Consider the following 23,755-nt stretch of genomic DNA (forward strand, 5'->3'; position numbering starts at 1 on the left):
GCATGACGGATGGCATTGGTAATTTTTGATCTGGACGACACACTGATCCACGGCGACTGCGCCACCCTGTGGAGCAAGCAAATGGGCAGCCTGGGCTGGGTCGACCCTGAGTCGTTCATGCGCAGGAACGACGAGCTGATGGACGCCTACAGCCAGGGCCAGTTGAAGATGGAAGACTTCATGGCTTTCAGCCTCGAACCGATGATCGGCCGCACACCGGAGGAAATCGAACACCTGGTGGAGCCGTGGGTCGAGGACGTGATCGAACCGCTGATCTACAGCGACGCCACCAAGACCATCGCCCGCCACCGTGCGAATGGCGACCGGATCCTGGTGATCTCTGCCTCCGGCACACACCTGGTTACGCCGATTGCGGCGCGGATAGGCATTGATGAGGTGTTGGGCATCAACCTTGAAGTGAAGCACGGCGTGTACAGCGGCCATACCGAGGGTGTATTGACCTACCGTGAAGGCAAGATCACCCGCTTGCTGGAGTGGCTGGAGCAGGAAGGTGAAACGCTGGACGGTGCGTATTTCTACTCGGACTCGCGCAATGATTTGCCGTTGTTGCTGAAGGTGGAACATCCACAGGTAGTGAACCCGGATCCGGTGTTGCGCGAGCATGCCGAAAAGGCCGGCTGGCCGATCCATCACTGGGTCTGATTGAGCCGAGATCAAAAATGTGGGAGGGGGCTTGCCCCCGATGACAGTGTGTCAGATGAAGAATTCTTCACTGTCCCACTGTCATCGGGGGCAAGCCCCCTCCCACATTATTAAACGCATTACAATTCAGCTCAGGCTTTCGTCAATCACCAACACCAACTTCCCGGAAATCCGGTTGGTCGCAAGCTCGGCAAACGCCGCTTCGGCATCCTTGATCGCAAAGGTCCTGGCCAACTGCGGGCTCAGCCGCCCTTCAACAAACAGCGGCCACACATGCTGGCTCAAGTCGCTGAACAGGTCGGCCTTGAACTGATCACTGCGGCTGCGCAAGGTCGAGCCCAGCAACTGAATGCGCTTGCCCAGTACCTGGGCCAGGTCCAGTTGCGCGTCACGCCCGCCCATCAAGCCGATCAACACCCAACGACCATCAAGGGCCAGCAGCTTAAGGTCCAGCGCTGCATAGTTGCCGCCGACCGGGTCGAGGATCACATCGAACGGCCCGAAATCCCGCAGCCCCTCGATGCCATCGGTACGCACCACGCCGCCTTGTGCGCCCAGTGCCTCGCAGTACGCCAGGCGCTCAGCCGAGCCAACGCTGACCCAGCACGGACTGCCAAACGCCTTGCACAGTTGAATCGCCGCCGAGCCAACGCCACTGGCGCCGGCATGCAGCAACACTTTTTCGCCAGGCTTGAGGCCCGCCAACTGAAACAGATTGAGCCACGCCGTGCTGTACACCTCAGGCAATGCCGCGGCTTCAATCAGCGACAATCCTTCCGGTACCGGCAGCACATGCCGCGCATCCACCACTACTTCTTCGGCCATGCCGCCACCGGCGAGCAGTGCGCAAACCCGGTCACCGACTTGCCAGGAAGAACCGGCACCCACTTCGCTGATCACCCCGGAACACTCCAGGCCCAGCACGTGGCTGGCACCCGGTGGCGGCGGATAGAGCCCCGCACGCTGTAATAAATCGGCGCGATTGAGGCCCGCTGCCGCCACACGAATACGAACTTGCCCTACATCGCAAGTAGGACTGGGTTCTTCCAACCACTCCACATGACCGTCAACGCCTTGCAATGCTTTCACAGTGCCTCCATAGTGAGTCTGGACTGAGCCCGTAGCTGTATCGCCGGGCTTTTTGCATTATGCGACCGGACCATATGGAACCGGCTCCCTCAAAGACGGCCTAATATGCGTTATCAATTGCCCCCGCGTCGAATCAGCATGAAGCATCTGTTCCCCAGCACCGCCCTCGCTCTATTCATTGGTCTCGGCTTCGCGTCGATGTCGACCAATACGTTCGCAGCCAACAGCTGGGACAATCTTCAACCTGATCGCGATGAGGTGATTGCCAGCCTTAACGTCGTCGAGTTGCTCAAGCGTCATCACTACAGCAAGCCGCCGCTGGACGACGCTCGCTCGGTGATCATCTACGACAGCTACCTCAAGCTGCTGGATCCGTCGCGCAGCTACTTCCTGGCCAGCGATATCGCTGAGTTCGACAAGTGGAAGACCCAGTTCGACGACTTCCTCAAGAGCGGCGACCTGCAGCCCGCGTTCACCATCTACAAGCGTTACCTGGACCGCGTCAAAGCGCGTCTGGACTTCGCCCTGGGTGAGCTGGACAAAGGCGTCGACAAGCTCGACTTCACCCAGAAGGAAAACCTTCTGGTGGACCGCAAGGACGCGCCTTGGCTGACCAGCACCGCCGCGCTTGACGACCTGTGGCGCAAACGCGTCAAGGACGAAGTGCTGCGCCTGAAGATCGCCGGCAAAGAGCCCAAGGCCATCCAGGAGCTGTTGACCAAGCGCTACAAGAATCAGTTGGCGCGCCTGGACCAGACCCGTGCCGAAGATATCTTCCAGGCCTACATCAACACCTTCGCGATGTCCTACGACCCGCACACCAATTATCTGTCGCCAGATAACGCGGAAAATTTTGATATCAACATGAGTCTGTCGCTGGAAGGCATCGGTGCCGTCCTGCAAAGCGACAATGATCAGGTCAAGATCGTGCGCCTGGTACCGGCAGGCCCGGCCGACAAGACCAAGCAGGTCGCTCCGGCCGACAAGATCATCGGCGTGGCCCAGGGCGACAAAGAGATGGTCGACGTGGTCGGTTGGCGCCTGGACGAAGTGGTCAAGCTGATCCGTGGGCCGAAAGGCAGCGTGGTGCGCCTGGAAGTGATTCCGCACACCAATGCACCGAACGACCAGACCAGCAAGATCGTGTCCATCACCCGTGAAGCGGTGAAGCTCGAAGACCAGGCCGTGCAGAAGAAAGTCCTCAACCTCAAGCAGGATGGCAAGGACTACAAGCTGGGCGTGATTGAGATTCCGGCCTTCTACCTGGACTTCAAGGCCTTCCGTGCCGGCGACCCGGACTACAAGTCCACCACCCGCGACGTGAAGAAAATCCTCACCGAACTGCAGAAGGAAAAAGTCGACGGCGTGGTCATCGACCTGCGCAACAACGGCGGCGGCTCCCTGCAGGAAGCGACCGAGCTGACCAGCCTGTTTATCGACAAAGGCCCGACCGTGTTGGTCCGCAACGCTGACGGCCGTGTCGACGTGCTGGAAGACGAGAACCCGGGCGCCTTCTACAAAGGCCCGATGGCCTTGCTGGTCAACCGCCTCTCGGCCTCGGCTTCGGAGATTTTTGCCGGTGCCATGCAGGACTACCACCGCGCCTTGATCATCGGTGGCCAGACCTTCGGCAAGGGCACCGTGCAGACCATCCAGCCGCTGAACCATGGCGAGCTGAAACTGACCCTGGCCAAGTTCTACCGGGTTTCCGGGCAGAGCACCCAGCACCAGGGCGTACTGCCGGACATCGATTTCCCGTCGATCATCGACACCAAGGAAATCGGCGAAAGCGCCCTGCCGGAAGCCATGCCGTGGGACACCATCCGCCCTGCGATCAAGCCGGCGTCGGATCCGTTCAAACCGTTCCTGGCACAGTTGAAAGCTGACCACGACACCCGCTCCGCCAAGGATGCCGAGTTCGTGTTCATCCGCGACAAGCTGGCCCTGGCCAAGAAGCTGATGGAAGAAAAAACCGTCAGCCTCAACGAAGTGGACCGCCGCGCGCAGCACGCCGACATCGAAAACAAGCAACTCGTACTGGAAAACATCCGCCGCAAGGCCAAGGGTGAGGATCCACTCAAGGAGCTGAAGAAAGAAGACGAAGACGCGCTGCCGGCCGAAGCGGAAAAAACCAAGCCGGAAGACGACGCTTACCTGGCCGAGACCGGCCGGATCCTGCTGGACTACCTGAAGATCAGCAAGCAGGTGGCCAAGCAGTAAATGATGGCGATTTAATGTGATCGCTCCCTGGAGTGTCATCATATAGACATCATTCTGTCGTGAAATGAAGGACCGCAGGTTTCAAGCCTGCGGTCCTTTTTTTTCGATCGAGATCGCCATGACCATGACCGAACAGCTGAATGCACTGGGCTCTATCCTGGCTCAAGGCAGTTTGCACAGCCTGTTCCAACCGATCATTTGCCTGTCTGAACGGCGTATTCTCGGCTACGAAGCCCTCAGCCGCGGCCCGTCCAACAGCCCGCTGCACTCTCCCGTCGCCTTGTTCTCCGTGGCCGGCCAGGCCGGACGCCTCAGCGAACTGGAAATGGCCTGCCGCGAAAGCGCGTGTCGACGCTTCAGCGAGCAGAAGCTGCCGGGCAAGCTGTTCCTCAACGTCTCGCCGCAATCGCTGATGGAAACCGCGCACCAACCGGGGCGCACCCTGCAACTGCTGCATGACTACGGCATCCCACCGAGCCAGGTGGTGATCGAGCTCACCGAACAAACCCCCACCAATGATATCGACCTGTTGCAAACCGCCCTGCACCACTACCGCAACATGGGGTTCTCGATTGCCCTGGATGACCTCGGTGCCGGCTATTCCAGCCTGCGCTTGTGGTCGGAGCTGCGCCCGGATTACGTGAAGATCGACCGACACTTTATCGACGGCATCCATCAGGATGCGCTCAAGCGCGAGTTTGTCGGCTCCATCCTGCAGATCGCCAAGGCGTCACGCGCCCAGGTGATCGCCGAAGGCATCGAGTTGCCCGAAGAGTTGGCGGTGCTGACAGAGATGGGCGTAGACCTGGTCCAAGGCTACCTGCTGTGCCGTCCACAGGAGCAACCGCCGCAGGAAGCGCGGCTGATGCTGCCCAAGCCCGACAGCGCCAACGTGGCGCTGAACGAGGAAGGCAGCGACCTCAGCGCCCTGCTCAGCGAACAGCCGGCAGTGGACCAGGACACCGCCACTGCCCAGGTGCTCGAAGCGTTCCGCCGCCAGGCCAACCTCAACTCCCTGGCAGTGCTGGACGGGCGTGGCCACCCGGTCGGTATCGTGCACCGGCATTCGCTGTCGGATGCGCTGCTCAAGCCGTTCGCCACCGACCTGTTTGCGCGCAAGCCCATCAGCCGCTTGATGAGCACCGACTTCCTCGCGGTGGAGTTGAGCCAGTCGCTGCAACAGGTCAGCCGCCTGCTCACCAGCCGTGCGCGGCAACGCATCGAAGAAGATTTCATCATCACCCTCAATGGCGATTACCTGGGCCTGGGCCGGGTGATCGATGTGCTCAAGCTGATCACCGAGCTGAAGATCCAGCAGGCGCGCTACGCCAATCCACTGACCCTGCTGCCCGGCAACGTGCCGATCCAGCAGTGCCTCACACGCCTGCTGCAACAACAGCGCGAGTCGGTGATCTGTTACGTGGATATCGACAGCTTCAAGCCGTTCAACGATATCTACGGCTATGGGCGTGGCGATGAGGTGTTGCTGTGCCTGGCGCAGTGCCTGAACGACCGCGTCGATCCCAGCCGCGACTTTGTCGGGCATATCGGCGGCGATGACTTTTTGCTGGTGCTCGGCCCGCAGGACTGGCGCAAGCGGCTCAACCAACTGCTGGATGACTTCCATACCCAATGCCGGCGCTTCTACCGCGCCGAGCATCTGGAGGCCGGCTGTTTCGTGGCGTTGAACCGCCAGGGCGTGCGCCAGGAGTTTGCACTGCTGTCGCTGTCCATCGGCGTGGTGCATTTATATCCACAGGCCTGTGGACAACTCGATGCCAGCCAGTTGGCGGAGTTGGCGTCGCAGGCCAAGCACCATGCCAAGGATATGGCCGGCTACAGCATCCATGTGATCGACAGCATGGACGCACTCTCCCAGGCGCTTTAGGCCTCGGCGGACTCGGGATACTCGTATTCAAACACCCGCACCACTTCCGACGCGTGCCAGGAGGCGGCGGCCACGCCATCGGACGGCCCGCTGAAACGCCCCAGGCGCTCCACGCACTCGAAGAAACCGGTACGCGGCAAACGGCTGGCACCCTGGCTGATCACCAGCGAGCTGCGCAATGGCTGCTCGGCCTTGGCGTCCAGCGCCGCCAGGTGTTCCAGGGCGGCGGCCAGGGTCTGCATGGCCGGGGTGGGAAATTGCAGGCGCTCCAGCAGCGCACGGTAAGTCAGCAAATGGCGCTGACGGCGCGCCTGGTCCAGTTCGTTGAGTAATCCATCCCAGTGTTGACGGCTGATACGTAGGCTCAAGATTCATCCCTCCAACCTGCAACGCCCAATTCCCAGGCCAGGCTGCGGCGGATCGCGGCATCCGGCTGGCGTTCACCACTTTCAATCAATCCAAGATATGACGGGCTGATGCCCACGGTGCGGGCCAGGGTCTCGATCGCCAGACCCTTGGCTTCGCGCAAGCCGCGCAGGTCGGCGAGCGGGCGCAGGTCCTGTGCAGGGGCGGCTTGGGCAGTCGATGAGGAAGGAGGTAGCGTAGTCTGTTGCTGACCGGCAGCTTTTAGCAGCGCCTGGTACTGATCCCATGGCAACACCGCATATTCGGGTTCGCCATTACGTGAAATTATCTGAATATCCATGACTGCCCCGTAGGATAACTGCACTTACTAAGTAAGCTCTTTCCTTAGGAGTGTAATCCTAACAGCCACAAAGGTCGCAGGGGATAGCCAAGTCATGGGTTTTTTTGCGGGTTTTCCTGGGCCAGCAGCGAGGGCGTCGCAGGCAGGCGCTCAACCACGGCGAGCTTTTCCGGGCGCTGGGCCTCTCGCCAGGCGCGAAACGCGCTCAGTTCACCGTCCAGGGTCTTCATGACCCATGCCAGCACAGCAATGTCATCGAGCATGCCGAACACCGGGATAAAGTCGGGGATCGCATCAATCGGGCTGAGGAAATACATCAGCCCCGCCACCACCGAGATCAGCGCCTTGGGGCTGATGGCCCGGTACTCACCGCGCCAGTAAGCCAGGCACAGGGCCTGGAGCAACTTGAGATCATCCTTGAGCTTGCCCAGGCGGTTGCCTTGGCTCGAGCCTTTGGCGGCGACCGCAAACAACAGCGTGGGCAAGCGCCCGCGACCCAGGAGACGTGCGGCCATGGGCAGGAAACGGGTGAAATTGAAGGGTGGTTTCATTCGTCACTCCAGTTCCAGGCGACATAAAAGGTTATCCACACAAATTGTGGATAACCTTGTGAACAGAGCCTATTTTCCGGGCTGAAAGCCACGTAGTACAAGGCTTGCAGTCAGATCGGGCGTTTTTTGCGCACTGAAAAAAAACCCAAGATTTCATTGACTTGGCGTTGATGTGCGGCTACCCGTACTCGAGTCTTATATCAGACTGTAACCGGCTGCAGACGTTCGTTTGAATTCGCCAAGCTCTAATGTGGGAGGGGGCTTGCCCCCGATGGCAATGGTTCAGCCACAGCATAAGTGACTGATCTACCGCAATCGGGGGCAAGCCCCCTCCCACATTCAGGTGCCTGCTGGCCCCAGAAACAACAACGCCCCGTCGAGACGGGGCGTTGTGTGTTCAGGCGCCGATTACTTCTTGGCGGCTGGTGCAGCAGGCGCGTCAGCCTTGGCTGGGTCCTTGATGGCCAGCAGCTCCAGGTCGAAGACCAGCACGGAGTTGGCTGGAATCGCCGGGCTCGGGCTCTGTGCGCCGTAGGCCAGGTCGGAAGGAATGTACAACTCGACCTTCTCGCCCACGTGCATCAGTTGCAGGCCTTCGACCCAACCCGGGATCACACCGCTGACCGGCAGGTCAATCGGGCTGCCGCGATCCACGGAGCTGTCAAAGGTGGTGCCGTTGGTGAGCTTGCCGGTGTAGTGAACAGTCACCACGTCGGTTGGCTTGGGCTGGGCGCCATCGGCCTTCTTCACGATCTTGTACTGCAGACCGGAAGCGGTGGTGACGACGCCGTCCTTCTTGGCGTTGTCTTCGAGGAATTTCTTGCCGGCGGCTGCCGACTCTTCGCTCATCTTGGTCATGCGTTCTTCAGCACGCTTCTGCAGTGCGGCAAACGCTTCAACCAGTTCGTCGTCTTTGAGCTTCTGCTCTTTCTTGCCAACGGCATCTTCGATGCCCTGGGCTACAGCTTTGGAATCCAGGTCATCCATGCCTTCTTGGGCAAGGCTCTTGCCCATGTTCAGGCCGATACCGTAGGAAGCTTTCTGCGCCGGGGTTTTCAGCTCTACGCTGGTCTGCGAATCACAACCCGCAAGTACCAGGCTAACCAGGGCCACCGCCGCCGCCAACCGATGCTGTTTCATGCTATTTCCTTGTTCATGCGCCAAAAGGGCATTCGAATAAAGTCGCGAGCTTATCAGGCGGCCACGACCAATGGCTACCGGCATGTGAGCAGGAAACTTCCGATAAGTTCACGTGTTTAAAAGCATTTTCATTCATGATGCAGGCCCGCGACGGATCGTGGGACCGCCTACTACCAGGCTCATGGCCACTTGCCGCCCCTGTGGTGTAGTGGCATAACAACGCGACCACTCGACAAGGCCGAGACAAGGATAGCCATCTTGCGCATTTTTACCCGTGTTTTACTCCTGATATTCACCCTGCTGGCCCTGGTGCTGGGCGTGGTGCTCTATTACACCATCAACCCCAAGCTGCCGGACTACGTGCCTGTGGAGCAGGTGCACTACCAGGACCAATGGAGCGCCACCGATCGCCAGACCTATTACTTCACGCCCCAAGGCACGCAAGTAAAAGGCCTGCACTACGACTGGTTCACCGCCCTCGAACTGCCGTTTTCCGAGCGACGTTTTGCCACGCCCGACTACCTGGCACGCTTCGGTTTCCTGGTCGACCCCAAGCAGGTGCCCACCACGCAGAACCCCGGCAACTTGCCAGTGGGTTTCGCCCGGCATAAAAACGCCGGCAGCAACGTTGAATACCTGGATATCACCTGCGCCGCCTGCCATACCGGCGAGCTGCACTTCAAAGGCCAGGCCCTGCGCATCGACGGCGGTTCGGCCCAGCATGTACTGCCCTCCAGCGTTCCGACCCTGCGCGGCGGCAGTTTCGGCCAGGCGTTGGTCGCCAGCCTCGCCGCCACCTACTACAACCCGTGGAAGTTCGAGCGTTTTGCCCGCCAAGTGCTCGGCGATCGCTACGACACCGAGCAAAAACAACTGCGCCAGGACTTCAAGCAATCGCTGAACCAATTCCTCAAGGTGGCCTGGAACGACACTCATCGCGGCCTCTATCCCACCGAAGAAGGCCCCGGCCGCACCGACGCATTTGGCCGTATCGCCAACGCCAGCTTTGGCGATGCGATTTCCCCGGACAATTATCGCGTCGCCAACGCGCCGGTGGACTACCCGCAGTTGTGGGATATCTGGACCTTCGACTGGGTGCAATGGAACGGCTCGGCCCAGCAACCCATGGCGCGCAATATCGGTGAGGCCCTGGGTGTCGGCGCCACACTGAGCTTTTTCGACGCCGCCGGCCAGCCGCTCCAGGGCGATGCGCGTTACCCGTCCAGCGTCCGCGTGCGTGACCTCAACCTGATCGAAGAAACCCTGCAACGCCTCAAGCCGCCGACCTGGCCCGAGGACCTGTTCGGCGCCATCGACAAGCCCCTCGCCGCGCAGGGCCGTGCACTGTTCGCGGAAAACTGCGCCGGCTGCCATGTGCCCAGTGTCACCCAGGAAAACGGCCGCCCGGTGCAACAGTTGAAAATGCTGCCGGTGGACTACATCGGCACCGACCCGGGCACCGCCAGCAACATTGCTGACCAACGCTACGACCTCAGCGCCCTGCAATGGGACCCGGCGGAACTGGCCAAACTCAACGTCGAGCTGCACCCGACGCCGACCGAACCGCTGGACCTGAAAAAAATGTCCGTGGCCAAGGGCCTCGCCTACGTCACCGCCTTTGTCGAAGAGCACGCCTACCGTGCCGCCGGCGTGACCCCGGCCGAGCGTCCGCGCCTGGATGGATACGGCTTGCCCATCGGCGTGCGCGAGCTGCGCGCCTACAAGGCACGGCCGCTCGCCGGCGTGTGGGCTACGCCGCCGTTCCTGCACAACGGCTCGGTGCCGACGATCTATCAGTTACTCTCGCCTCAGGACGAGCGCAGCACCACCTTCTATAAAGGCACCTTCAACTACGACCCGCGTCATCTCGGTTTCGAGACGGCGGCGTTCAAGAATGCGTTCCTGTTCGATACCAAAATCACCGGCAACCACAACAGCGGACATGAATTCCGTGCCGGCAGTCGTGGCAAGGGCGTGATCGGCCGTGGCCTGCTACCGCAGGAACGCTGGGCGCTGCTGGAATACCTCAAAGTGCTGGGCGGCCCGCTGGAGCAACAACTGCCATGATGATTCGATCCCCCTACGACCGACCTTCCCTGCTCGCCCGCCTGTGGCTGCGCATCGGTGCGTTTCTGGGCAAGACCTTGCTTTGGCTGGTGGGCCTCGGCCTGCTCGTCTGGCTGGGTGCCACCGCCTGGTATGCCTGGCAGCACAGCGGGCCGGTGTCGCCAAACGAACAGATTCCGCCCGGCGAAGCGGCGATGACCCAAGGAATCATCCAGACGGCGGTGCGCATCGTCGACCAACACCGCGAAGGCACGCGTTACCTGCGCGACGCCCACGCCAAGGCCCACGGCTGCGTGAAGGCCGAAGTCAGCGTAATGGCCGACCTCGATCCGGCGCTGCGCCAGGGCGTGTTCGCCGAGCCGGGCAAGACCTGGCAGGCGCTGATGCGGCTGTCCAACGGCAACGCGTACCCGCAGTTCGACAGCATCCGCGATGCACGGGGCATGGCCCTCAAGCTGTTGGACGTGCCGGGCAAGCAACTGCTGGCCGACCAGCAGACCCGCACCGAACAGGACTTCGTGATGTTCAGCCACCCGAACTTCTTTGTCAGTGATGTGGCGGAGTACGCACAGAACATCGGCGCCCAGGCGGATGGCAAGAAAGTCCTGGCGTTCTTCCCCAAGGTCGACCCGCGCACCTGGCAGGTGCGTCACTTGTTCATCGCCCTGGCGACCCTGGCGCCAGCACCGGCGAGCCCGACACAGACCACCTACTTTTCGGTCTCGCCCTACAAGTTCGGCACGGCCAACGCCAAGTTCCGCGTGACCCCCGACCCGCAGAGCTGCCCGGAATATCAACTGCCCAAACAGAACCAGGACCTGCCGAATTTCCTGCGCAGCGCCTTGAGCCAGCAGTTGTCCACCGATCGCGTGCCTGCGTGTTTCGTGCTGCAGATCCAGCGGCAGAACCCGCAGAAATTCATGCCGATCGAAGACACCAGCATCGAGTGGAAGGAAAGCGATGCGCCCTACGAAACCGTGGCCAAGGTGCGTATCCCGGCGCAGGACTTCGATACCCCCGAGCAGAACCTGGCGTGCGACAACCAGTCGTTCAACCCCTGGTTCGGCGTAGCGGAACATCGCCCTATCGGCGGCATCAACCGCTTGCGCAAGGCGGTGTATGAAGCGGTCAGCGATTACCGCCACAGCCGCAACGCCCCGTAAAAAGTGCGTAACAATGGACCCGGCGGCGTAAGGATTGCGTCGGGTCTATTGAGCCACTCTCTCCCCGCCTCTACCGTGAAGACCTACTCCATCACCCGTAGGAAAACACCGTGGAAAGCTCAACCCTCGGCATGCTCGTACTCACCCTGATTGCGGTGTTCGGCACCGCGTCTTTTTGTTTCGAGCACTTGGCGACGCGTCAGAACCGGAAGAAAAAAACCGGCCAGCGTTGAGCTTCAGCCAGCTGACTCCGCCGCGGCGGTCTTGGCCAGTAACCATTGGCGAAAACTGCGCGCGGCCGACGGTGGGTTGCGGTGGTGGGGTTGCATCAGATGCAGGCGGCCGCGGCTGTGCATGGTATGGGGCAAGGCCATTTGCAGGCGCCCGGAAGCCAGGTCGTCCTCCAACAGACTCTTCCAGCCCAGTGCGATGCCGTGCCCCATCACCGCCGACTGCATCAGCAGTTGATAGCTGTTGGTCCGCAACGCGTGGCGCGGGGTGTAATAGTCGGCACCGGCGTCGGTGAACCAGTCGGCCCAGGTCAGCCAATCGTGGTAGTGATCCTCCACGATCAGCAAGGTGTGAGCGTGCAGCAAATGGTGTATATCGCGAATCGGGCCGTGGTGTTCGAGGTAGGCCGGGCTGCACACAGTGATGACCTGCTCGCTGTCGAACACCGGCGAGAGCTCGAGGCCGTGGGGCGCGGCCAGTTCATCCAGGTGATAGAAAAGGCCCAGGTCATATTCACTGACGTCCAGATGGCTGGGGCTTTCGCTGCACAGGATTCGGATATCCAGGTCCGGGTGTTCGCGCTGGAATTGTGGCAACAGGCCGGCGAGCCAGATCGTGCTGATAGTGGGCGTGCTGGCCAGGGTCAACTGGCGGTCGGCGCCACGCCGGCGCAGCTCGGCGGATTCGCGATCCAGTTCGCGCAGTAGGCGCTGGATGGTGCGGAAGTAACGCACACCGGCGGGCGTCAGGCTCAGGCCCTGGGCCAGGCGATAAAACAATGGGCGGGCCAAGTCCTCTTCGAGGCGCTTGACCTGACGGCTGACCGCGCTCTGGGTCAGGTTCAGTTCATTAGCCGCCTGGGTAAAGCTCAAATGGCGGGCAGCCGCTTCGAACGTCTGCAAGCAGTTGAGCGGTGGAAGATCGACGTTTCGACGCGACATGAGCAGTTCCATTGGCAATGACGAGCCCGGGTTGCCCCAGGCCCGCAGCGATCACGATGGCAAGCATCCTGCCAGTTGCCTGCTTACAGCGCGACCCTCGCCACGCGCTTGCTCCATTGCCGACGATGTTCCAACTGGCCGTTTTCCCAGGCTGTCTGCTCCCCTTCGATGTAGAACCACTCGGCATCGGCATGCACGCTCAAGTGGCTCTCCACCTCCACGGCCCACTGGTCACGGCCGACGCGGTAATGCCATTCGATATCCGCCCGCGTCGACAGCGGGTCCCAAGGCAAGGTGCGGTATTGCTCGGTGCAACGCTGGTCGACCGACAAGCCGTGATCGGTAAAACGCACCGCGCCCAGGTCGTCTTCGATCTTCACGCAGACTTCGCCACTGCCCACATCTTCGATCAGGGTGCGTTTCGGCGCCGCGGCGCGTAGGACTTCCATCGCCACTGGCGTCGCCGATTGCGGCGCCTCGAACGGGCAGTCCACCGCAGCGCCGGTGAACACCGGCAATTGCAGGCTTTGCAGGGTCGCCAGCAAGGTCAGGGTTGTCAGCTCGCGGCTTGGCCACAGCAACGGGAAACTGGCGGTGCTCAGGGCCAGACGCAGGCGGTAACCGGCCGGCAAGCGCAGGCCGATGTGGTCGAGGTTTAGATGTACCTCCATCGGTTCCCCCGGGACTACAGGTGTTACGCAAGAGAAGTCTTCACGCAGCGTGAGATTGAGCACGCCATAACTGATCTGCGTCACCTGCCCGTCCGGTGCCACGGCATTCAGCCTGGCGACCAATTGGCCGCAGGCCGTGTCACTCGCCAGGCGCAGCGTGAGACGGGCATCGCCCAACAACGCCAACGGCTCGGTCAGCGCTTGGGAATCGAAGCACAGCGAGTGGGCATCATCGCGGCGCTGATCCGTCGGGCCATCGGGGCCAAACCAGATGGCGCAGTATTCGCCCTGGTGCAGGCCCGTGGTCAGCGGCGAGCAAATGCTGCGCGGTGTGACCAAGGGCTGTGCCCCAGGAGTCAGGCCATGTTCGCCAAGGCTGAAATCAGTCCATTGCACCTGGGGGTCCGGCCAGCCGGCGGTCTGTACCCAGATGCCCGGCCGTTCGGCATAACTGCCCCTCGGGGGCAGAATATCCTGTAGGTAAAAGGTGCACGCCGCGTCATCCATCACGCCGTTATCCACACCTTTGAGCCAGTGATCCCACCAACGCTTGGCCTCCTGCAGAAAGCCGATGGCTGGATTGGGCACGGCGAAGTGCGGGTATTTGTGAATCCACGGGCCGATCATGGCCTTCTTCGGCCCTGGCAGGTTTTCCATCAAGCGCGATACGGTATTGCGGTAGGCGTCGCCCCAACCGCCGACCGCATACACGGCGGCCTTGATCTGCGCATAGTCCTCGCACACCGAGCCATGGCGCCAGTAGTCATCGCGGGTCTGGTGCTGCAGCCAGGTTTCGGCGAGCAACGGCATGGCGTCCAGGCGTTGTTGCCAGAGATCTTTCCAGTCATCGCCGACCAGCAAAGGGTCAGGCACCGCCGCGCTGAAGTTGAGCATGGTGGCGGCCCAACCGAAGTTCTCCATCAGCAGGTTGCCGCCCTTGTAGTGGATGTCATCGGCAAAGCGGTCATCGGTGGAACACAGCGTGATGATCGCCTTCAGCGCCTCGGGCTGGCGTGCCGCGACTTGCAGGCCGTTGAAGCCTCCCCAGGAGATGCCCATCATGCCGACATTGCCGTCGCACCATGGCTGCCGGCACAGCCAGTCGATCACTTCGAGGGCGTCCTCCTGTTCCTGCAACAGGTATTCATCGGCCATCAGGCCCTGGGATTCACCATTGCCACGCATGTCGACGCGTACACACACATAGCCTTGCCCCGCCATCCACGGGTGGGTCAGCGCATCACGCACGGCGGTGCCATCGCGCTTGCGGTACGGCAGGTATTCCAGGATCGCCGGGAAGGTCTGCGGGTCGGCGACTTGCGGCAGCCAGATGCGGGCGGCCAGTTGGGTGCCGTCCTTCAAAGGGATCAGGCAGTGCTCGATCTCGCGCACGGTGTAAGTAAACTCAGTGACGATTTCCATCAGTAACTCCAACAGCGGTTCAATCGATCAGCGGGCGAAATCCGGCAGCGGGCTGGCGCCACGCAGTTCCGTCTCAGGTGTCCGCTGAAGGCGTTTCACATCCAGCAATGCGGGGTTTTTCAACCAGAAGATCAGTGAGGTACTGGCCAGCAACACCAGGATCATGCCCGGCAAACCGCCGAGGTTAGAGAGCATCTTCACCCCGTCCACGCCGACAAACGCGACCATCACCCACGACACCGTACCGATGATCAGGCCCCAGACAATCTTCAACAGCGGGTTGCCATCGAGGTCGGAATCGGCGGTCACGTCCTTGCTGCACAGGTTGGCGATCACGTCGGTGCTGGAGTCTGCCGCGGTGACAAAGGAGATGAACGCCACGAACAGCAGGAACGCGATCATCAGGCCGCTGGCCGGCAATTGCTGGAACATCTGGTACAGCACGTGCTCCACGCCCTGCTCGTTGAGCACACGGTTGAGGCTGCCGTCGCCCAGCGCATCGAAATACAGGCTGGTGCCGGAGAAAATGCAGATCCACACGGCCGTGAACAACGCCGGGTAGAGCATGTTGATGTGGATGAATTCGCGCACGGTATAGCCCCGGCCGATCTTGCCGAGGAACAGCGCACTCACCGGCGCCCAGGCAAACCACACCGACCAGTAGAACACCGTCCAACTGTGCGGCCAGGTGTCGCCACTGGCAGCGCCGGTGAACAGGCTGCGGCTGAAGAAGGTGTCGAGGTAGACGCCGAGGGATTCGACGCCGAGGCTGAACATGTACAAGGTCGGCCCGCACAACAGCACGAACAGCCCCAGGGCCAGCATGATCCAGGTATTGAACGAAGACAGCATCACAATGCCTTTTTGCAGGCCACTGGCGGCCGAGGCGACAAAGGTGATGACGATGATTGCAATGATGATGGCCAGGCGGAACGGCGTGGTTTCACCGCCGATGTACTGGGCCAGGCCACCGGCCAGGGTCAGCGCGCCGGTGCCCAGGGACGAGGCCATACCGGCGACCAGGGCGAACATCGCCAGGGTGTCGATCAGCCCGGCATAGCGCCGGACCCGTGCTTCGCCGAGCAACGGTTCAAGCATGGCGCCGATGGAAAAATTGCTGCGGCGGTTGTAGAACACCAGGGCAAACACCAGCGAGGGCACCAGGTAGATCGCGTAGGGGGTGATGGTCCAGTGCAGGAACATCGTCGACATGGCGAAGCTCTTCGCCGCCGCGCTGCCGGCCTCGATTGGCAAGCTGGTGGGCGGGCCGTACAGGTGGTAGAGCGGTTCGGCGGTGGTCCAGAACAGCACGCCTACCGCGAGGGTGGTGCACAGTGCCACCATGAACCAGCGCCATTTACTCAGCAACGGTTGCGCGTCTTCACCGCCGATACGCACCTTGCCCAGCGCGGAGAAGTAGACGATGGCGGTCAGCACGACCATGGCAAACGAGCCGGCGCTGAACAGCCAGGAAAAGTTTTTCAGGATCAGGTTGTTGAGCTGTTTGCTGATCGCCAGGAACGCATTCAGGTCAACGTAGCTGGCGATCACCGCCGCCAGCAGGATCAGGAAAGTTGGCCAGAACACCAACGGACGCAGTGGATATTTCATCTAGAGCCATTCCCCTTGCAGACTATTTTTTGTGTTGGAGAGCGGGCACCGCAGCGTCCTGCTGCCGATGACTCGCCTGGAAGTCTTCGCGTGGCTATAGATAAACGTTTAAGCGGCAAGGGGTGCAATCGACCAATGTGCATGGGGGTATTCCCTCACGTCATGACGAACCAGCACAGTTCAGGGCGAAGAGGCAGTGCACAACGTCAAGGCAAGGGAGGTCAAATCGCGGACGAAAAAAAGCCCGCTCAATGAGCGGGCTTCCTGGGGTGACCTGGCGTTCAGTGTTCCAGGTGACCGAATATGGCGCAGCGGACGGGACTCGAACCCGCGACCCCCGGCGTGACAGGCCGGTATTCTAACCGACTGAACTACCGCTGCGCGTAACACTTGAAGCGAATGGTGGGTGATGACGGGATCGAACCGCCGACATTCTGCTTGTAAGGCAGACGCTCTCCCAGCTGAGCTAATCACCCTTCACTTTCGGTGTGGGCGGCATCATACACCAAAAATCCGCAATGTCTTGATTTAAATGCACTTTATTTGAAATATTTTCTCGCCAATGACAAAACCCAGCAAAAACGGGCTTCTGTGTCCTCAAACGCGAATCTATTGCGTTTACCGGCGGCTAGACCGCACAATTAAAAACTATTCTCAATAACGCCTGAGCCACGCCTATGTCTGTGGGTGAACCGCCATTCCAACGGGAAATTACCCAGCTCTACAGCGAGCATCATGGCTGGCTGCTCACCTGGCTGCGACGCAAACTGGGCTGCCGCCAGAATGCCGCCGACCTGGCGCAGGCAACTTCATGGTCAGCACCCGCTGGGATTTCTGATCACCCAATAAAAAAACGCCGCCGATCATCGGAAATGATCGGCGGCGTTTTTTTCGGTTTTACAAACCCTGGACAGCAAAAAGCCCGCTCGATGAGCGGGCTTCCTGTGGTTACCTGGCGTTCAGTGTTCCAGGTTACCGAATATGGCGCAGCGGACGGGACTCGAACCCGCGACCCCCGGCGTGACAGGCCGGTATTCTAACCGACTGAACTACCGCTGCGCGTAACACATGAAGCGAATGGTGGGTGATGACGGGATCGAACCGCCGACATTCTGCTTGTAAGGCAGACGCTCTCCCAGCTGAGCTAATCACCCTTCGTTTCGGTGTGGCGCGCATTCTACGGAGCGACCTTAAGTCTGGCAAGCACTTTCTTAAATCTTTTTTTTGATAGCTTCCAATGGCTTAGGCAGGGTTGGCCTGGGACGTTATCAAGAGAATAATGCCCCCCTTTGTATAAAGGAGAGACTCACCCCATGTGGTTCAAGAACCTGCTTATCTATCGCCTGACCCAAGATCTGCCTGTTGATGCCGAGGCGTTGGAAGCGGCCATGGCCACCAAGCTGGCGCGCCCTTGTGCCAGCCAGGAGTTGACCACTTATGGTTTCGTCGCGCCGTTTGGTAAAGGTGAAGACGCTCCCCTGGTTCACGTCAGCGGTGACTTCCTGCTGATCGCCGCGCGCAAGGAAGAACGCATCCTGCCGGGCAGCGTGGTGCGTGACGCACTTAAAGAGAAAGTCGAAGAGATTGAGGCCGAGCAAATGCGCAAGGTCTACAAGAAGGAACGCGACCAGATCAAGGATGAAATCATCCAGGCGTTCCTGCCCCGCGCCTTTATCCGTCGTTCGTCGACCTTCGCCGCCATCGCGCCGAAACAGGGGCTGATCCTGGTCAACTCCGCCAGCCCGAAACGCGCCGAAGACCTGCTGTCCACCCTGCGCGAAGTGATCGGCACCCTGCCGGTGCGACCGCTCACGGTAAAAACCGCGCCAACCGCGATCATGACCGACTGGGTCACCACCCAGAAGCCGGCCGATGACTTCTTCGTCCTCGACGAATGCGAACTGCGCGACACCCACGAAGACGGCGGCATCGTGCGCTGCAAGCGCCAGGACCTGACCGGCGAAGAGATCCAGCTGCACCTGACCACCGGCAAAGTCGTGACCCAACTGTCCCTGGCCTGGCAGGACAAGTTGTCCTTCATGCTCGACGACAAGATGACGGTCAAGCGCCTGAAGTTCGAAGACCTGCTGCAAGACCAGGCGGAACAGGACGGCGGTGAAGAAGCCCTGGGCCAACTGGACGCGAGCTTCACCCTGATGATGCTGACGTTCGGCGATTTCATCCCGGCGCTGGTTGAAGCACTCGGTGGCGAAGAAACCCCGCAGGGCATCTAAGCCATGTGACATTCAAAATGTGGGAGGGGGCTTGCCCCCGATAGCGTTCTGTCAGTTAAAACACCTATGACTGACAGACTGCAATCGGGAGCAAGCCCCCTCCCACATTTGATTCAATCCAACAACAAAGGACACCCCCCATGCGCGCACTCGCCGCCTTGAGCCGCTTCGTCGGCAACACCTTCGCCTATTGGGTGTTGATTTTCGCCGTCGTCGCCTTCCTGGAACCGGGCTGGTTCATCGGCCTGAAAAGCGCCATCGTGCCCCTGCTGGGCCTGGTGATGTTCGGCATGGGGCTGACCCTCAAACTCGACGACTTCGCCGAGGTCGCCCGCCATCCCTGGCGCGTGGCCCTGGGCGTGGTCGCGCACTTTGTGATCATGCCGGGTGTGGCGTGGCTGCTGTGCCAGGCCTTCCACCTGCCGCCGGAAATTGCCGTCGGCGTGATCCTGGTCGGTTGCTGCCCGAGCGGTACGTCGTCCAACGTGATGACCTGGCTGGCCCGCGGTGACCTGGCGTTGTCGGTGGCCATCGCCGCCGTCACCACCCTCCTCGCCCCACTGCTCACCCCGGCGCTGATCTGGCTGCTGGCATCGGCCTGGCTGCCGGTGTCGTTCATGGAGTTGTTCTGGTCGATCCTGCAGGTGGTGCTGTTGCCGATCGTGCTCGGCGTACTGGCGCAACGCGTGCTCGGTGATCGGGTCCGCCATGCGGTGGATGTATTGCCACTGGTGTCGGTGGTGAGCATCGTGATTATCGTCGCGGCGGTGGTTGCTGCCAGTCAGGCGAAGATCGCCGAATCGGGCCTGTTGATCATGGCCGTGGTGATGCTGCACAACAGTTTCGGCTACCTGCTGGGCTACTTCACCGGCCGCGTGTTCAAGCTGCCTTTGGCACAGCGCAAGTCGCTGGCGTTGGAAGTGGGCATGCAGAACTCCGGGCTGGGTGCCGCGCTGGCCAGTGCGCACTTTTCACCGTTGGCGGCGGTGCCGAGTGCACTGTTCAGCGTCTGGCACAATATTTCCGGGGCATTGCTGTCGACCTACTTTCGCCGCATGAGCGAGAAGGAAGACCGTCGCGCCCTGGAGTACACGCCGCAAACTTGATCAGCCGGGTACTTTTCGGCACTCTACCGAGCTTCGCGGGGACGACCTCGCGACGCTTCAAGCGCCTAATCCGGGGACGACCCCACCTATCGTTAGGAGGTCATCATGTCCTGGATCATTCTGTTTTTTGCCGGGTTATTCGAAGTCGGCTGGGCCGTCGGCCTGAAGTACACCGACGGTTTCAGCAAGCCGCTGCCCACCGCCTTGACGATTGCTGCCATGGCCATCAGCCTCGGTCTGCTGGGTCTGGCCATGAAGGAACTGCCGCTGGGCACCGCCTATGCGATCTGGACCGGCGTGGGGGCTGTGGGCACCGTGATTGCGGGGATTATCCTGTTTGGCGAGTCCATGGCGTTGTTTCGGCTGGCCAGTGTGGCGTTGATCATCTGCGGGCTGATTGGCCTCAAGATCAGCACCTGAGCCACTACCGTCATCGGGGGCAAGCCCCCTCCCACCTTTGATTTGTGAACACAGTCAAAATGTGGGAGGGGGCTTGCCCCCGATAGGGCCGGTACAGCCAAACCCAAAACTACCTGACACTCCCCCGCAACCCAGCTACCACCTCCTGCAACCTCGCAGGCGTCGGCTCCTCCACCGGGCCACCCGCCACCAACACCACCCGCGACCAGATCCGATGAAAGAACCCCTTGTTCGGATCGCGGCTGAAGAAACTCCCCCACAACCCCTGCAACGCCATCGGAATCACCGGCACCGCCGTCTCTTCCAGAATGCGCGTCACGCCACCGCGGAATTCGTTCATCTCGCCATCGGCGGTCAACTTGCCTTCGGGGAAGATGCACACCAATTCCCCTTCCTTCAGGTACTGCGCAATGCGTGTGAAGGCCTTTTCATAGATCTGAATATCTTCGTGACGCCCCGCAATCGGAATCGCCCCGGCGGTACGGAAGATAAAGTTGAGCACCGGCAAGCGGTAGATCTTGTAGTACGTGACAAAGCGAATCGGCCGACGCACCGCGCCGCCGATCAACAGCGCATCGACAAACGACACATGGTTGCACACCAGCAACGCCGCGCCTTCATCCGGAATCGCCTCCAGGTTGCGGTGCTCCACACGGTACATGGAATGGCTGAGCAGCCAGATCATGAAACGCATGGTGAACTCGGGGACGATCTTGAAGATGTAGGCGTTGACCGCGACGTTGAGCAACGACACCACCAGGAACAGCTCGGGAATCGACAGCTTGGCCACGCTCAGCAGCAGGATCGATACGATCGCCGAGACCACCATGAACAGCGCGTTGAGAATGTTGTTGGCCGCGATGACGCGCGCACGTTCGTTCTCGGCGGTGCGCGACTGGATCAACGCATACAGCGGCACGATATAGAAGCCGCCGAAGACACCCAGGCCAAGGATATCCAACAACACCCACCAGGCCTGGCCATAGCTGAGCACGGCGAGCCAGTCGTTGGCCTGCACGTTCTGTGGGAAGCCGCCGGAGTGCCACCACAGCAACAGGCCGAATACGGTCAGGCCGAATGAACCGAACGGCACCAGGCCGATTTCCACCTTGCGCCCGGACAGCTTTTCGCAAAGCATCGAGCCCAGTGCGATGCCGACCGAGAACACGGTGAGGATCAACGTCACCACGGTCTCGTCGCCGTACAACCATTCCTTGGCGTAGGCCGGGATCTGCGTGAGGTAGATCGCACCGACAAACCAGAACCACGAGTTACCGACAATGGAACGCGACACGGCCGGCGTCTGCCCCAGGCCCAGGCGCAGGGTGGCCCAGGACTCGCTGAAGATATTCCAGTTCAGGCGCAGCCCCGGGGTCGACGCCGCCGCCCGCGGAATACTGCGACTGGCCAGGTAACCCAACACCGCCACGCCAACAATCGCCACGGCCACCACCGGCGCGTAATGGGTGGACGACATCATGATCCCGGCGCCAATGGTGCCGGCCAGGATCGCCAGGAACGTGCCCATTTCCACCAGGCCGTTGCCGCCCACCAGCTCATCTTCATGCAGGGCCTGGGGCATGATCGAATACTTCACCGGCCCGAACAGCGCCGAGTGGGTGCCCATGGCAAACAGTGCCAGCAGCATCAATTCCAGATGGTTGGTCAGGAAGCCGGTGGCACCCACCGCCATGATCACGATCTCGCCGATCTTGATCGCGCGGATCAACGCGTCCTTGTTGAATTTCTCGCCAAACTGCCCGGCCAGCGCCGAGAACAGAAAGAATGGCAGGATAAACAGCAAGGCACAGAGGTTGACCCAGATGGAACGGTCGCCGTCGATGGTGAGCTTGTAGAGAATGGCGAGGATCAGCGATTGCTTGAAGATGTTGTCGTTGAACGCGCCCAGCAACTGGGTGATGAAAAACGGCAGGAAACGCCGTGTGCGCAGCAAGGTGAATTGCGAGGGGTGGCTCATCGTCCGTGTTCCTGCGTGGCCTAATAGTTATCAGGCCACGACTTTACCGAACTCCGCTTACTTATTCCCTAGTCCCGCAATGCATGGCGAAACAAAAAGCTCACCTTTATAGGCGCCCTGCACCGTGCGCCTGGCAACGATCAGCCACATCAGCGCCAACGCCACCACCAACACACTGCCGAATACGCTGAAGAAACCCAGGTGCAACAGGCTCGCCAACTTCAAAGTGGCCAGCGCATACACCCCCAACGGAAAGGTGAAGCCCCACCAGCCCAGGTTGAACGGGATGCCCGCGCGCAAGTAGCGCAAGGTGATCAACACGGCGATCAGCATCCACCAAAGGCCAAAGCCCCACAGCGTGATACCGGCCACCAGCCCCAGGCCGTTGGCCATGTCACCCACGCCCGGCAAGCCATTGGCCGCGAAGATCGCCGGCGCATCGCCGCCCAGCAGCAACATGCCCAGTGCACCGGTGCCGATAGGCCCCAGGGCCAGCCAGCTCGACGCGGCCATATTGGCGTGGGGCAGTTTGTGCAACGCCATGCGCAGCATCAGGATGGTCAGGATGCTGAACGCCACCGGCAGCGAAAACGCCCACAGCACGTAGCTGGTCACCAGCATCACCAGTTGCGAATGCGCGTCTGCCAGGTGCGGTGCCAGCAGGCCACCGCTGGCGGCGGCGACTTCGGCGGCGACCACGGGCAACAGCCACACGGCGGTCATCTGGTCGATGCTGTGTTCCTGGCGGGTGAACATCATGAACGGGATGAGCACACCACAGGCCAGGGCCATGGCCACGTCCAGCCACCACAAGGCCTCGGCCAGCGGTATCACATCGCTGCCCCAACGCGGCAACCCGAACAGCAGCAAGCCATTGAGAATCGTCGCAAGGCCCATGGGGATGGTGCCGAAGAACATCGACACCGTGGAGTGCCCGAAGATCCGCCGCGCCTCGTGGAAGAACATCACCCAACGGGCCGCATACAGCACGCTGAACAACACAAACAGGCCGATGGTAAAAAACCACAGCGCTTCGGCGATGGCGTGCAAACCTGGCAGGTTGACCGGCAGTTGCGCCAGGGCCAGCGCCAGCACGCCGGTGCCCATGGTCGCGGCAAACCAGTTGGGGGTGAACTGGCGAATCACTTCCCGTGGACGGGCCAGGTGACTGAAGGGTTTGTAGCTGAGGGTATTCGAGCAGGGCATGATGACGCTCCTCTTTCTCGTATGAGGTTGAGGCCATCATAGAACCTGATCGAATATCTATATAACGGGTAATATCTCTAACTGTTATCTGTTTTGCCGATATAGCGTCAAACGCTGCCTTCGCATTCGATCACCAGAATGCGCGCCGGGCCTTGGGGATGGGCCACGTGCTCGGTACCGACACTGGCGTAGAAGATGTCGCCGACCTCCAGCTCCGCCACCTGTTCGAAGCCATTGTCGCGGTAGTGCATCTGCACGCGACCATCCAGCACCACAAATACCTCTTCACCGTCATTGATGTGCCAGCGGTACGGCTGGTCGGTCCAATGCAGACGCGTGGTGATGCCATTCATGTTGGCAATATCCAGCGCCTCCCAAGCGCGACTGCCGGTGAAGTCCTTGCTGCGGATGATCTTCATACTTGAATCTCGATCAGGCGAATACGGGC

Annotated in this window: 20 protein-coding genes, 4 tRNA genes and 1 pseudogene; 10 read left to right on the top strand and 15 right to left on the bottom strand. The window is 60.8% G+C overall.

The window, feature by feature from the left end:
• Nucleotides 1–9 precede the first annotated feature (9 nt).
• On the top strand, nucleotides 10–663 hold the full coding sequence (locus NL123_RS20915) for an HAD family hydrolase (protein WP_494356259.1): 654 nt from the start codon (nucleotides 10–12) through the stop codon (nucleotides 661–663).
• A gap of 126 nt (nucleotides 664–789) precedes the next feature.
• On the opposite strand, the gene NL123_RS20920 is transcribed toward NL123_RS20915, so the two are convergent.
• Nucleotides 790–1,752 carry a zinc-binding dehydrogenase gene (locus NL123_RS20920; RefSeq protein ID WP_494356260.1) on the bottom strand — a complete coding sequence of 321 codons (963 nt, stop codon included), beginning with the start codon at nucleotides 1,750–1,752 and terminating at the stop codon, nucleotides 790–792.
• Nucleotides 1,753–1,890: 138 nt separating this feature from the next.
• On the opposite strand from NL123_RS20920, the gene NL123_RS20925 reads away from it, so the two are divergent.
• Complete coding sequence (locus tag NL123_RS20925) at nucleotides 1,891–3,972, top strand: carboxy terminal-processing peptidase (RefSeq protein WP_494356261.1); 2,082 nt, start codon at nucleotides 1,891–1,893, stop codon at nucleotides 3,970–3,972.
• Nucleotides 3,973–4,090: 118 nt separating this feature from the next.
• Nucleotides 4,091–5,860, top strand: a complete 1,770-nt coding sequence (locus NL123_RS20930; RefSeq protein WP_248487350.1) for a bifunctional diguanylate cyclase/phosphodiesterase — start codon at nucleotides 4,091–4,093, stop codon at nucleotides 5,858–5,860.
• Here NL123_RS20930 and NL123_RS20935 read toward each other — a convergent pair.
• The 4 genes from NL123_RS20935 to bamJ all read right to left on the bottom strand — a co-directional run bounded on the left by NL123_RS20935 (nucleotide 5,857) and on the right by bamJ (nucleotide 8,257).
• Complete coding sequence (locus NL123_RS20935; RefSeq protein ID WP_005786715.1) at nucleotides 5,857–6,228, bottom strand: hypothetical protein; 372 nt, start codon at nucleotides 6,226–6,228, stop codon at nucleotides 5,857–5,859. The two genes, NL123_RS20930 and NL123_RS20935, sit on opposite strands and share 4 nt — an antisense overlap.
• The gene (locus NL123_RS20940; RefSeq protein ID WP_248487348.1) at nucleotides 6,225–6,566 is read right to left on the bottom strand and encodes a helix-turn-helix domain-containing protein; all 342 of its coding nucleotides are present in this window, start codon (nucleotides 6,564–6,566) and stop codon (nucleotides 6,225–6,227) included. The genes NL123_RS20935 and NL123_RS20940 overlap by 4 nt, the downstream gene beginning before the upstream one ends.
• A gap of 92 nt (nucleotides 6,567–6,658) precedes the next feature.
• Nucleotides 6,659–7,117, bottom strand: a complete 459-nt coding sequence (locus tag NL123_RS20945) for a YkvA family protein (RefSeq protein WP_248487346.1) — start codon at nucleotides 7,115–7,117, stop codon at nucleotides 6,659–6,661.
• Nucleotides 7,118–7,525: 408 nt separating this feature from the next.
• Nucleotides 7,526–8,257 carry a BamJ family beta-barrel-assembly machinery protein gene (gene bamJ / locus NL123_RS20950; protein ID WP_028615781.1) on the bottom strand — a complete coding sequence of 244 codons (732 nt, stop codon included), beginning with the start codon at nucleotides 8,255–8,257 and terminating at the stop codon, nucleotides 7,526–7,528.
• 258 nt (nucleotides 8,258–8,515) lie between these two features.
• Between bamJ and NL123_RS20955 the strand changes: the two genes are divergently transcribed.
• The 3 genes from NL123_RS20955 to NL123_RS20965 all read left to right on the top strand — a co-directional run bounded on the left by NL123_RS20955 (nucleotide 8,516) and on the right by NL123_RS20965 (nucleotide 11,720).
• On the top strand, nucleotides 8,516–10,324 hold the full coding sequence (locus NL123_RS20955; protein WP_494356262.1) for a di-heme-cytochrome C peroxidase: 1,809 nt from the start codon (nucleotides 8,516–8,518) through the stop codon (nucleotides 10,322–10,324).
• Nucleotides 10,321–11,487, top strand: coding sequence for a catalase family protein (locus NL123_RS20960; RefSeq protein WP_494356263.1), 1,167 nt, complete (start codon nucleotides 10,321–10,323; stop codon nucleotides 11,485–11,487). Before NL123_RS20955 ends, NL123_RS20960 begins: the two co-directional genes overlap by 4 nt.
• A gap of 110 nt (nucleotides 11,488–11,597) precedes the next feature.
• The gene (locus tag NL123_RS20965) at nucleotides 11,598–11,720 is read left to right on the top strand and encodes a hypothetical protein (RefSeq protein WP_255337134.1); all 123 of its coding nucleotides are present in this window, start codon (nucleotides 11,598–11,600) and stop codon (nucleotides 11,718–11,720) included.
• Between the two features lie 3 nt (nucleotides 11,721–11,723).
• Here NL123_RS20965 and NL123_RS20970 read toward each other — a convergent pair whose 3' ends face one another.
• The 5 genes from NL123_RS20970 to NL123_RS20990 form a co-directional block, all read right to left on the bottom strand.
• Nucleotides 11,724–12,659: a LysR substrate-binding domain-containing protein gene (locus NL123_RS20970; RefSeq protein ID WP_248487340.1), complete on the bottom strand. Its 936-nt coding sequence runs from the start codon at nucleotides 12,657–12,659 to the stop codon at nucleotides 11,724–11,726.
• 83 nt (nucleotides 12,660–12,742) lie between these two features.
• On the bottom strand, nucleotides 12,743–14,752 hold the full coding sequence (locus NL123_RS20975; RefSeq protein ID WP_494356264.1) for a CocE/NonD family hydrolase: 2,010 nt from the start codon (nucleotides 14,750–14,752) through the stop codon (nucleotides 12,743–12,745).
• A gap of 27 nt (nucleotides 14,753–14,779) precedes the next feature.
• A complete protein-coding gene (locus NL123_RS20980; protein WP_494356265.1) occupies nucleotides 14,780–16,363 on the bottom strand; it encodes a BCCT family transporter in 1,584 nt (527 codons plus the stop codon).
• A 304-nt stretch (nucleotides 16,364–16,667) separates the two neighbouring features.
• A tRNA-Asp gene (locus tag NL123_RS20985) sits at nucleotides 16,668–16,744 on the bottom strand.
• A 19-nt stretch (nucleotides 16,745–16,763) separates the two neighbouring features.
• Nucleotides 16,764–16,839 (bottom strand) — tRNA-Val (locus tag NL123_RS20990).
• A 201-nt stretch (nucleotides 16,840–17,040) separates the two neighbouring features.
• Here NL123_RS20990 and NL123_RS20995 point away from each other — a divergent pair.
• Nucleotides 17,041–17,172: pseudogene (locus tag NL123_RS20995) on the top strand (sigma-70 family RNA polymerase sigma factor); the annotation flags it as partial.
• A 173-nt stretch (nucleotides 17,173–17,345) separates the two neighbouring features.
• On the opposite strand, the gene NL123_RS21000 reads toward NL123_RS20995, so the two are convergent.
• Together NL123_RS21000 and NL123_RS21005 are read right to left on the bottom strand one after the other, a co-directional pair.
• A tRNA-Asp gene (locus NL123_RS21000) sits at nucleotides 17,346–17,422 on the bottom strand.
• 19 nt (nucleotides 17,423–17,441) lie between these two features.
• Nucleotides 17,442–17,517, bottom strand: a tRNA-Val gene (locus NL123_RS21005).
• 159 nt (nucleotides 17,518–17,676) lie between these two features.
• On the opposite strand from NL123_RS21005, the gene rdgC reads away from it, so the two are divergent.
• The 3 genes from rdgC (at nucleotide 17,677) to sugE (ending at nucleotide 20,123) form a co-directional block, all read left to right on the top strand.
• Nucleotides 17,677–18,597 carry a recombination-associated protein RdgC gene (rdgC, locus tag NL123_RS21010; protein ID WP_034103031.1) on the top strand — a complete coding sequence of 307 codons (921 nt, stop codon included), beginning with the start codon at nucleotides 17,677–17,679 and terminating at the stop codon, nucleotides 18,595–18,597.
• A 140-nt stretch (nucleotides 18,598–18,737) separates the two neighbouring features.
• The gene (locus tag NL123_RS21015; protein WP_494356266.1) at nucleotides 18,738–19,703 is read left to right on the top strand and encodes a bile acid:sodium symporter family protein; all 966 of its coding nucleotides are present in this window, start codon (nucleotides 18,738–18,740) and stop codon (nucleotides 19,701–19,703) included.
• Between the two features lie 105 nt (nucleotides 19,704–19,808).
• Nucleotides 19,809–20,123 (top strand): quaternary ammonium compound efflux SMR transporter SugE, encoded by a 315-nt coding sequence (sugE, locus tag NL123_RS21020; RefSeq protein WP_003237114.1) that lies wholly within the window; start codon nucleotides 19,809–19,811, stop codon nucleotides 20,121–20,123.
• 109 nt (nucleotides 20,124–20,232) lie between these two features.
• On the opposite strand, the gene NL123_RS21025 is transcribed toward sugE, so the two are convergent.
• From NL123_RS21025 to NL123_RS21035, 3 genes are all read right to left on the bottom strand, one after another.
• On the bottom strand, nucleotides 20,233–22,101 hold the full coding sequence (locus NL123_RS21025; RefSeq protein ID WP_494356267.1) for an MFS transporter: 1,869 nt from the start codon (nucleotides 22,099–22,101) through the stop codon (nucleotides 20,233–20,235).
• 57 nt (nucleotides 22,102–22,158) lie between these two features.
• Nucleotides 22,159–23,307 carry a TDT family transporter gene (locus NL123_RS21030; RefSeq protein ID WP_071496180.1) on the bottom strand — a complete coding sequence of 383 codons (1,149 nt, stop codon included), beginning with the start codon at nucleotides 23,305–23,307 and terminating at the stop codon, nucleotides 22,159–22,161.
• Nucleotides 23,308–23,414: 107 nt separating this feature from the next.
• On the bottom strand, nucleotides 23,415–23,726 hold the full coding sequence (locus NL123_RS21035) for a cupin domain-containing protein (protein WP_058427201.1): 312 nt from the start codon (nucleotides 23,724–23,726) through the stop codon (nucleotides 23,415–23,417).
• Nucleotides 23,727–23,755: the final 29 nt, after the last annotated feature.

This window comes from Pseudomonas sp. FBCC-B1565 (genome assembly GCF_059133265.1).